8 protein-coding genes are annotated in these 10,099 nt (G+C 41.7%); 6 read left to right on the plus strand and 2 right to left on the minus strand.

What is annotated here, in order from left to right:
• Window position 1: 1 nt before the first annotated feature.
• From H6G08_RS33105 to H6G08_RS33130, 6 genes are all read left to right on the plus strand, one after another.
• The gene (locus H6G08_RS33105) at window positions 2-3,148 is read left to right on the plus strand and encodes an RNaseH domain-containing protein (protein WP_190550967.1); all 3,147 of its coding nucleotides are present in this window, start codon (window positions 2-4) and stop codon (window positions 3,146-3,148) included.
• Window positions 3,149-3,240: 92 nt separating this feature from the next.
• On the plus strand, window positions 3,241-3,762 hold the full coding sequence (locus H6G08_RS33110) for a Ycf51 family protein (RefSeq protein WP_190550969.1): 522 nt from the start codon (window positions 3,241-3,243) through the stop codon (window positions 3,760-3,762).
• Between the two features lie 153 nt (window positions 3,763-3,915).
• Window positions 3,916-4,053 (plus strand): hypothetical protein, encoded by a 138-nt coding sequence (locus H6G08_RS33115; RefSeq protein WP_190550971.1) that lies wholly within the window; start codon window positions 3,916-3,918, stop codon window positions 4,051-4,053.
• 453 nt (window positions 4,054-4,506) lie between these two features.
• Entirely contained in the window at window positions 4,507-5,703 is a 1,197-nt protein-coding gene (locus H6G08_RS33120; protein WP_190550973.1) for an iron-containing alcohol dehydrogenase family protein, read from the plus strand.
• A complete protein-coding gene (locus tag H6G08_RS33125) occupies window positions 5,700-6,881 on the plus strand; it encodes an aspartate aminotransferase (RefSeq protein ID WP_190550975.1) in 1,182 nt (393 codons plus the stop codon). Before H6G08_RS33120 ends, H6G08_RS33125 begins: the two co-directional genes overlap by 4 nt.
• 378 nt (window positions 6,882-7,259) lie before the next feature.
• Complete coding sequence (locus tag H6G08_RS33130; RefSeq protein WP_190550978.1) at window positions 7,260-7,670, plus strand: response regulator; 411 nt, start codon at window positions 7,260-7,262, stop codon at window positions 7,668-7,670.
• 122 nt (window positions 7,671-7,792) lie between these two features.
• Here the strand turns inward: H6G08_RS33130 and H6G08_RS33135 are convergent, their stop codons facing one another.
• Together H6G08_RS33135 and H6G08_RS33140 are read right to left on the minus strand one after the other, a co-directional pair.
• Window positions 7,793-8,068 (minus strand): hypothetical protein, encoded by a 276-nt coding sequence (locus H6G08_RS33135; RefSeq protein WP_190550980.1) that lies wholly within the window; start codon window positions 8,066-8,068, stop codon window positions 7,793-7,795.
• Between the two features lie 335 nt (window positions 8,069-8,403).
• Complete coding sequence (locus H6G08_RS33140) at window positions 8,404-9,582, minus strand: ARPP-2 domain-containing protein (protein WP_190550982.1); 1,179 nt, start codon at window positions 9,580-9,582, stop codon at window positions 8,404-8,406.
• Between the last annotated feature and the right edge of the window lie 517 nt (window positions 9,583-10,099).

Genomic DNA, 10,099 nt, shown 5'->3' on the forward strand with positions numbered 1-10,099 from the left:
AATGATGAATAACTTTGATAATGAAATTGAATTTGAAGAAGATTTATTGGCAGAAGAGGAAGACGAAGAAATTGAAGGTGATTTCGTCTCAGATACATTGTATATCCAGCCAGGTCAAATCAAATCAATCGCAAAATTTCCTTTAGCTTTCACAGTACCAGATAAACTACCCCCAATTATAGTAGAGGGTTGCACTCTTACTTGGACAAAACCAGCGTTGCAATGTTTTGGCGAGATTCAACAAGCAGCTAATGTCAAAAATCTTCCTTATGGCTCATTGCGAAATTTCATACAAGTTGTCTTAAAAAATGCAGCAAGAATTGAACCAGAGATAGGCCTTAGCAAATATGCTTTGAATTCTGCTAAAGGCGATAATTTACCAGAACCTTTTGTTTACTTTACTGGTGGCAATGAGGAAGAAATAAATAGAATGCTTCGCCCAATTATTAATGATTGGTTGACAAACTATCTCAAACCATTTGCTGAAAAGGAGGATATATCAATAGGGATTATTGAACGCTTGGAAGATTTGCAAGAAAGAGGAGAGTTAATAAAAGTTGCTGCATTCAAATCTCAAGTATTACCTTGGGCTTGGAATACAAAGACGGATACAACTCAACCTAAAGATAAATATGCCTATCGAATGCTTGCAGATTATGTAGCTCGTCAAATTGCTGGACAAGTTATTTTTCCAGAGTTAGGGCCGATGAAACGTGTTATTTTCAGCAATGGTACATTTAGTTCTGGTATTGCAGAACTGATTACAGATCCGATTACCTTAGATAACAAAAAAGGAAAATTCAGTTTTATAGTGAGATTAGAAGTTATTACTTATCCATCTTTACATCAACCTTTATTACAAGTTGAGGTTTCTAAACGTCGCTGGTTCACTCAGTTAAAAGCTCCTGAATATGACCGTAGAAATATTAGCGGCTTCATATTTTCTCAAGAGCATACCGATCGCGCCTTCAGCTATCAAGTAAAATGCGAACGAGATAAAAAAGGTAAAAATGGTAAAACCAACAAAGAAGAGCAGGTAAAATGGGTTTGGAGAACAGATAAGGATTTTGAAATCCTGCGGAGAAAATTAAATCTGGGGTCATCTAGTGATGGTCAAGAAATCGCTTTGGGTTTAGCTTCTACTGATAGCTGTCAGGTACTTCTAACTTACCGTAATGGACTACAAGATAATTCAGAAGACGACGAAGAAACTTCAGAAAAATACGGTATTGAAACAGGTGTACCAGAGATTGATAAATTAGATGCGTTTGAAGCGATCGCTAAAATTCTTCAACCATTAGGAATCGAAGTATTTAAGGATTGCGAAAAAGTACCATCTACCCACAAACTAGATGATACAGCATCACGCATGATTAATCTTCCTACACTGCTTGGTGGTGTTTTGGAAGCTCTTCAAACAAATACTAAGTTAGAATTTACGCCGAAATATCTCGAACAACTCAATGATAAACAAATTGATGACTTGCTAAGTAAATATTTTGGCATTCGTTTAGAAGGGATTCATTGGGGAAGAAAAGCTCTTCAATTCAAGGTAGGCACACTGAATCAAACGACTGAACTTCAAGACCTGATTCAAGCAAACCAGACAGCGATGCAGAGATTGTATCCTAATGAACGACCGTCACTGTTTATCTTTTATGAAGCTCATTTACAAACAGAAGTGAAGCTGTTGCAGAAGGTTACTCAACTTTTGTGGAGAGATACACTTAAAGTAGAAATTAGTCGCTTGCCAGAAGATACTCATGGGCCAAAAGAGATTCTACCAGGAAAAGAATTGAAGGCTAAAGAGCGATCGCGTGAGCGAATTAAAGCATGGGAATCCACTACACAACAGATTAAAAAGCTCAATCAGCCAACTTTCTGCTTAATAATGGCGCGACAGTTTTATCCAAATCCTAATGGACAAAACAATGTCAAACCTGATGATAAAGTTAATAAACCCTCAACCCGCAAAGCATTAGCAATGGCTGGTGCTGGTGTGCAATTTCTATTACCCATCGAAAAGACTCGGAAAGCAAATCATCTTAAACTTGCAGACTTTTTCCATCGGATGCAATCAGCATTAAAAGACTTAATTTTTGCTCATTCTGGTCGTATTGATGAGGTCAAAGAAAAAGTTGATAAGTACCTGCAAAATATTCCACCGGAAGCAAGACCAAAAGAAATTATTATAACTACAATCGTCCGTAAACAAAAAGGTCGCGTTCGTGGCAAAATAGAAAGTACATTTTTACCAATAGCAATCCGCCTCAATGTGGATACAGGTAAATGTGAATTTTGCTGTGCTTATGATAGAGGAAATTTAGTAATCAGGCCGTGGATTAGTTTTTCAGAAGCACGAGCTTTGGTTGCTGAACTTACTCCTATCAAACTGGCTGATAAAGAAAAGATACGCCAGACTAGATTCATGGACTTTGTGGAACAAATTGTTTCTAATTCTGTGGAAGAAGGGAAGCAACCATTGGTTATGATTGATTCGTCCAACTGCGTTCAACTATGGCCTTGGTTAGCTGATATTAGAATAAATGCTAATCAAATCAACCTTGGTTCGTATCAAGATATGCAAGTTAACTGGCAAGGCGCACGTATAATTCGTATTCGCCAAGAACTTGCACCTGGCATTATTGAGAAAAAAGCCAGACATATCATAGAAACTTCTGTAGAAGATACCAGAACTAAAGAAGAACTAAAAAAACTGCCGCCTGACAAGAAAATTCCTTCAGCATCTAGTGCAACTGGTTTATTTAGACTCAGCGCGACTAACAAAACTGGATGCGTAGCTTATCTATCTGTAGCGCGTGAGCTACCACATCAACATACTCGCGGTCAAAGTTGCTATCGCTCAACCTACAGTCTGGATAAAAAAACTAGTTTACTCACTAAACAAGCTCCGTTTGCAGGTCGCTGGCCTACTCCCAACCCCCTTGAGATTGTCGTTACCCTACGTCAACCAGATGATAATCCTGATGACTTAGCGGCTCTTGTAGAGTCACTACGCTACGGGTTTGGTCACTACAGCGATTGGACAGCCTTACCTGCTCCCTTATTTTTTGAGCGCGTTGTACGCGACTACATCAGCGATTTTACAATTGAAGACGAGGAAACGGAAGTAGAATCAGACTCGTAAAAGTCAGCTAGGAAAGCTGCTTCTTAGGGTGTAAGCACTCGGTAGAATGGTGTTGTCCGTAATCGAAAAATCACGCTTCAGTAGCCAACCTTATGCTCACAACAGCAGATTTTCTTCAATATACCCAATGGTCAGGTATTGCCACGTTGGTATTTGCCGCCTTAACAGTCTTGGGTTTAATTTTTAAATGGGGTATTCGCTTTCGGCTGGTGGGTACGACTGGTTTTATGCTGGTACTGACAGGTGGTTTATTTGCACTCTCGTTAGTACCTTTAAGTCGTACTGTGATTCCTGGTGCAGTGCGTTATAGCTTAATTTATGACAATGGTTCTACACAAGCAGTCATTGCGATCGCACCAAATATTACCCCTTCAGCACTAGAAGCAACTTTACGTCAAGCAGCTAGTAATCTCTATTCTTATGGGCGTTTAGGTTCTAAGAATGACAATTATCTGACTATTCGTGCCCGTACCCTAATTCATCCAGAACCAGGGTTGACTGTACCACTGTACTTAGGTCAGGTCAAGCGCACTCTAACTCAGCGAGAAGATCCCCAAATGGCGGTGGAAATTTATCCTGAGAAATTTGCCCAATTACCGAAAGCAGCAGCGTAGGGAAGCAGGGGAGCAGGGGGGCAGGGAGCAGGGGGACAAGGGGGACAAGGGGGACAAGGGAGCAGAGGAGGCAGAGGAAGCAGAGGAAGCAGAGGAAGCAGAGGAGGAAAATTACATCAATAGGGACTTCCAATGCCCAATGCCCCATGCCCAATGCCCCATGCCCCATTCTATGTACTGTTTGTATCACTAATTAAATTTATATTTTTGACTCTGAGATTCCATATTTACGTTGTAGAGTGGTGTTTTTTTCTCACTGATACAAATTATTTAGTAAGTATATTTCTCTAAATTAAATTGGGGTTTCTTGTTAACAGTAAAACAATATTTTTTTTGTATTTCAGTATACAAGAATTATTTTTTTTAGATTAAGATATTAATTTAGCCATGCCATTGATGGGAAAAAGTGAATCTGTCTGTTGGTTATGGGTAATCGTGACAGAAGACATTATTAGTTCTTCCTCAGTACGAAACCCACATGACCAAAGCCTTTTTCGGAGTATCTAGGAGTGGTATTGTGAATTAGTTATACGATTATTCAAAACTTTGATTGTTCGGGATTTAAGGCGAATGGGCACTATTGAGTCAAGCCATGTCAAACTGCTCAAGCAGTTGGCAGCAGGCTTTGTTGAGTCATCTGGATTTCTCGTGGTAGCAAACAGCCTGATTTGTAACTATTCAGCATAAGCCCGATTTTTATTGTTAATTTGCTGAGAAATATCAAGGTTTTGGCAAACTAGTTATATGCCCAATCAATCTTTTACTCAAACTTTGTCTACTCAAACATCTAGTTCGTTATTAACGCTAGCGATCGCGCCAGCAAAAGTAATTCGTGGTGCCAGTGTATTAGAATCGGCAGCAGCAGAGATTGCTAGCTTGGGAAGTCGTCCTTTAATTGTCGCAGGCGATCGCACTCTGACAATTACTCAAGCCAGTTTGTCACCAATTTTAGAAAAACAACAGCTGCATGTAGCTCAAGCATCCTATGGTGCAGATTGCTGTGAAGCTAGTCTAAAATCCTTACGTAAAGCAGCAAAAGACCATACAGCAGATTTAATTATCGGTGTTGGTGGCGGTAAAGCGCTAGATACGGCGAAATTAGTCGCCCATCAGTTGCAATTACCAGTGGTGACAATTCCCACCTCCGCAGCTACCTGTGCAGCTTGGTCGGCGCTGTCAAACGTGTATTCTGAATCTGGGGCGTTTTTATACGATGTCAGCTTATCGCGCTGTCCCGATTTACTCATTCTCGATTACGACTTAATTCAAACTGCGCCACAGCATACATTAGTTGCTGGAATTGGGGATGCGATCGCAAAATGGTATGAAGCCTCAGTTAGTAGCGGACATTCACAACAAACCCTTACCATCGCCGCAGTCCAACAAGCAAGAGTTTTGCGCGATATCTTATTACAAAAATCCACAACCGCCTTACAAGAACCAGGAAGCGAAGTTTGGCGGGAAGTTGTAGACGCGACAGTATTAATGGCTGGGGTAATTGGCGGACTTGGTGGTGCCCAATGTCGTACCGTTGCCGCCCATGCAGTGCATAATGGTTTAACCCATGTTGCCGGTCATAGCAGTATTCACGGTGAAAAAGTCGCCTATGGGATTTTAGTGCAACTGCGATTAGAAGAAATGGTACAGGGCAATCAGCTAGCAACCTCAGCTAGACAACAACTGTTGAAATTCTATGCAGAGATTGGCTTACCAAAAAAATTGAGCGATTTGGGATTGGGCAACATTACCTTAGCAGAACTGCAAACAGCAGCCGAAGTCGCCTTAGTTCCCACTTCTGATATCCACCGGCTACCGTTTAAAGTGGCGGTGGAACAATTAATGGCGGCGATGGTTTCTACCACTGCACCAGTAGAAAGCCGAGACACGGTAAATCGCGTCTCAGTGAGGGGAGTAAGTGACGAGGTTGAGGTTCAGGAATGAGTTTGGATTGGATTGTTCCCGCAGAACGAGTACAGAAGCTACCACCCTATGTATTTGCCCGTCTTGATGAACTCAAGGCTAAAGCTAGGGAACAAGGCTTAGATTTGATTGATTTGGGAATGGGAAACCCTGATGGCCCCACACCACAACCGGTAGTGGAAGCCGCCAAGCAGGCTTTGCAAAATGCGGCTAATCATGGTTATCCTCCCTTTGAGGGAACTGCTAGTTTCCGCCGTTCTATCACTAATTGGTACGATCGCCGTTATGGTGTTTCTCTCGATCCTGATAGCGAAGCCTTACCTCTACTCGGTTCTAAAGAAGGATTAGCCCATTTAGCCTTAGCTTACATCAATCCTGGCGATATAGTGCTGGTACCTTCTCCTGCCTATCCCGTTCACGTTCGGGGCCCGGTAATCGCTGGCGGACAAGTTTACAGCTTGATGCTCAAACCAGAAAACGATTGGTTAATCGATTTAGCCGCGATTCCCGAAGAAGTTGCCCAAAAAGCCAAAATCCTCTATTTCAACTATCCCAGCAATCCCACGGCGGCGACTGCACCCCGGGAATTTTTTGAGGAAATCGTCGCTTTTGCCAAAAAACATGAAATTCTCTTAGTGCATGACTTGTGTTATGCCGAGTTAGCTTTTGATGGTTATCAACCGACTAGCTTATTAGAAATTCCTGGTGCAAAAGAAATTGGTGTCGAATTCCACACCTTATCCAAAACCTATAATATGGCTGGTTGGCGCGTGGGGTTTGTGGTGGGGAACCGCCATGTAATTCAAGGTTTGCGGACTTTAAAAACTAACCTAGATTATGGCATCTTTGCCGCCTTGCAAACCGCCGCCGAAACCGCATTGCAACTACCAGATGAATACTTGCATGAAGTCCAACAACGCTACCGCACCCGTCGCGATTTTTTGATTGCAGGGTTAGGAGAGTTAGGCTGGAATATTCCCAAAACCAAAGCAACTATGTATTTGTGGGTGAAATGTCCTGAGGGCATTGGTTCCACTGATTTTGCTTTAGATGTACTGCAACAAACTGGTGTAGTTGTAACTCCAGGTAATGCCTTTGGCGCTGCTGGCGAAGGTTATGTACGTATTAGTTTAATTGCAGATTGCGATCGCTTGGGTGAAGCCTTGCACAGATTTAAAAAAGCGGGGATTCATTACTAGGGGCTAGGGAGGCAGGGGTGCAGGGGGCAGGGTGCAGGGGGAAAGAAATGCCTAACCAATGCCCAATGCCCCATGCCCCATGCCCAAATCGTTACAAAAATATATAGACATAATTAGCAGATATGTATGCAGCTATATCTGTTTTGGTGATAGTTAAGCGAGATAAGCAGTTTTTTGCGAATATTATCGGTTTATAACAGGCAAATTGGCTGATTTATGAAGCAATATGTCGGGATGTAAGCATTGATAAAAGATTTTTACATTTCTATGTGCGAGAACGGACAGACCTGAACATCTAAAAGCGTTTAAATTGAAGATAAGTAAGTATTAGTATTCTATTGCCACTGCAAGTTTTACATCTTCATTAGGGTTGAAATTATGGATAACAAACCCCTTTCGTTCAAAGGCCTACGCTTACTGGTAGTTGATGACGATCCAGATACCAGAAAGCTAATCAGTATTTTATTTGAACTCGATGGGGCAGAGGTGCTAACAGCAACTTCAGCGAGTGAAGCCCTAGAAATCATCTTATGCTTTCAACCAGATGTCCTTATTTGCGATATTTGCTTACCTGATGAAGATGGCTATTCCTTACTGCGGAAAGTGAAAAGACTTGACATCGAGCAAGGTAGAATTACACGAGCGATCGCACTTAGTGCTTATGTGATGGATGAGGATCGCCAATATGCCTATTTAGCAGGTTATCAAAAGTATTTGCATAAACCAATTAACTTAGATGAATTAGCAAAAGCCGTGAATGATTTAGCGCAACTACAGCAGTATGCTTGACTGTGGAGAGAAGGCAGAGGGCAGAGGGCAGATGGCAGAAGGGAAGGAGGGCAAGGAAGACGATTGTACAGACGCGATTAATCGCGTCTCTAACTAATGACTAATGACCAATGACAGATAAATCATTCTACTGTACGCACCATAGAAGCACCACCAAATGTAACAGCAACATCATAGCCAATTCGCATAGTAAATAATCTAGCTTTGGGATTCTTCTGCTTTAACATTAATGCAGATTCTACACCAGTTTTATCAATTCCATATTCGCCTGTTTCCGCATCGATTACAATCATCTTGCCAATATTATCGCCATATTCAACTTGTTGACGAATCCCATTTTCATAAAATTGTTTGGCTCGTTGCGCAACTTCTTCTACAGTCCAGAAAAGAGCTTGCATATTACACCTACTATTAGCCTAGCGTTGTTATATATTCTCATTATAGAGGTGGAAAATTATCGATATTTTTCAACCGCAATGCTATTGTTCTCGGTCAACAGTCAACAGTCAACAGTCAACAGTCAACGATACTACGAATTATTTTTTCCCTTTTTTCCTAGCCGCATCTCTTACTTGTTGATTGAGTAAATAACCAAAGCCAACTGTCTCCAAGTCAAAAATCTTAACCCGCGTAGGTTGGGTTGAGGAACGAAACCCAACATTTTCGGCGATTTGTTGGGTTTCACTTCGTTCAACCCAACCTACATTTATCCTTAACTAATTCTTACTACGAATTATTTTTTCCCTTTTTTCCTAGCCGCATCTCTTACTTGTTGATTGAGTAAATAACCAAATCCTGCTGTCTCTAAGCGGGTGACAAATTCTTCGCGGGTGTTACCTAGTGCTTTGGCTGTAGCATCTATATTCCAGTTATAAAAATGTAGCTGGCTGAGTAAATAAACTCGCCGGGTTTGGGCGGTGGAAAGACGGTAAGTTTTGAGATATTCTAATTCGCCATTTTCTCGGATAATTGCTTCCCCAATATGATTTTCCTCCTTGAGGCGCAAATCAGTGATAAATCTTTGGAGAACAAATGGCCCTGCTGTAAAAACTCTTTGAGAATTTAGCTGACGTTGTAACAATCCTTCCGCCATGAATCCCTGAAAAGCAGCCCAATCCGATCGCATTTTGGCGATCGCGCTGCGCAAATCTGCCAAACTATTAATTGTCGAATCATCTACAGATAAATCCATTGGTAAAGGCTTGTCAAACATCAAGCTGTATTCATAAATTAACTCGCCGTAGAAGTCCTCAAGTAAACTGGTATGTAAAGCGCGGTAATCTTCTGGCGTAGGAACGACAAACGCCGATGCTAAAGTCTCAGCGACAAATACCAACACCCCAACTTGTCGCGGATGAATCTCAAATACTCGCAAAGCATCTTCCAATCCCGCAATATAACGTCCATTCACGGACATTTCAGAGCGCGAACCTAAGCCATGAGATAAAGCATACTTAGAATATTCACTCCAAGCAATATCGGGGCCGGAAAAAAACAACGAGAGAAAACCTTCCATCGCCAAATGTAGCGGTAAAAATCGCAGTTGATTCTTAGCTTCTCGCTTCGCCATGCGATGCATTAAGCGTACAGTCGCACAACCGCAATCTAAACGCTTTCCATCTGATTTTATTATCTGTCCACCAAAGCTAGCTAGGGGACTTCCATCGTCACTCCAAGACATCACCAACCCATGAGGTACATAGGAATAGTATTTCATCCCAGGTTCCGCGATCTTTCCGTCTAAGGAGACAATAGTAATATCTTCGTTGTAGTTACGCTGCATTAAGCGTAAATCTCCCCGCACTTCACGCCGCAATAAAGGGACAATTCGCACAGCACCGCGTATCTGAGATGGTGCAATTTCTAAGCCTTTTAAAGATATATCGGTTAATAATTTCTGTTTGGTTGCCATGATTAAGAAGGGAAGTTAGGGTTGAGGCTTTTTTAACGCGGAGGGGTGCTGAGTTCTCGCAAAGGCACGCGGAGTTTTCTTGAGTTAATTGGTTGAGAAGGGATTATGTTTTGTTATGAGGTAGAAGTTTTGAGTTAAAAGGTGTAAGTTTTGAGTTTTGAAGTTCAACGTTCGAGTAAAAAGGTGCAACTTTCGAGTTCTGAAGTTCATGCTTCGAGTTAAAAGGTGCAACTTTCGAGTTCTGAAGTTCATGCTTCGAGTTAAAAGGTGCAAATTCCGAGTTCAGAACTTCAAGCTTCGAGTGAAAAGGCTCAACTTCCGAGTTCAGAACTTCAACTTTCGAGTGAAAAGGCTCAACTTCCGAGTTCAGAACCTCAAGCTTCGAGTAAAAAGGTGCAACCTCCACTCTCAGAGGATGTTTGAAAAGTCGGACAGATTGTAAAAAAGCTCTCTCGGTATACGCTGTGAATAGATAGTAGACAGCACCGAGAGAGCAACATGAGTAAAGCATATCCCA

Origin of the sequence: Calothrix anomala FACHB-343 (genome assembly GCF_014696435.1) — a bacterium.
Taxonomy (GTDB): domain Bacteria; phylum Cyanobacteriota; class Cyanobacteriia; order Cyanobacteriales; family Nostocaceae; genus Aulosira; species Aulosira anomala_A.